Raw genomic sequence first — 658 nt, 5'->3', positions numbered from 1 at the left:
CTACGACGAGAACGGTAACAGCCAGCCCATCCCGGGCCACTCGATGCTGCTGGCCGTCCTCGGGACGTTCATCCTCGCGTTCGGCTGGTACGGCTTCAACGTCGGCACGCAGGCGACCATCCTCGCGGTCGAGGACGGCAGCCTCACGTTTATGGGCGCCGCGCTCGGTCGCGTCGCGCTCGTGACGACCCTCGGAATGGGTGCGGGCGGTGCAATGGCGATGCTGACCTCCGCGCGCTACCAGGGCAAGCCTGACCCGCTCTGGACCGCGAACGGCCTCCTGGCCGGCCTCGTGGCCGTCACCGTCGCAGTCCCGCACGTCACCTGGTGGGGCGGCGCGCTGCTCGGCGGCCTCGGCGGCTTCCTGGTCCTGCCCGCGTTCCACTTCACCGTGGAGAAGCTGAAGATCGACGACGTCTGCGGCGTCTTCGCGGTCCACGGCGTCGCCGGCGCGGTCGGCACCGCGCTCATCCCGGTCTTCGCGGTCGGTGGCTTCGCGCTCAATCAGTTCGTGCTCCAAGTCGCCGGCGTCGGCGTCATCGCGCTCTGGACGATCGCCGCCTCGGCGGTCGCGCTCGTGGCGCTGGACTCGCTGGTCGGCCTCCGCGTGAGCGAGCGCGAAGAGAGCGAAGGCCTCGACGAGGGCGAACACGGCGTC

The 658-nt window shown here is 70.7% G+C and carries 1 protein-coding gene; it reads left to right on the top strand.

The features are described 5' to 3' along the window. Nucleotides 1-658, top strand: a 658-nt coding sequence (locus DEQ92_RS21230; RefSeq protein ID WP_147299545.1) for an ammonium transporter, incomplete at both ends; no start/stop codon positions are given.

The organism is Haloferax sp. Atlit-6N, from assembly GCF_003383195.1.
GTDB lineage: Archaea > Halobacteriota > Halobacteria > Halobacteriales > Haloferacaceae > Haloferax > Haloferax gibbonsii.
Note: the sequence above shows the minus strand (reverse complement) of the source record. Positions and strands in the feature narration are given on the sequence as shown.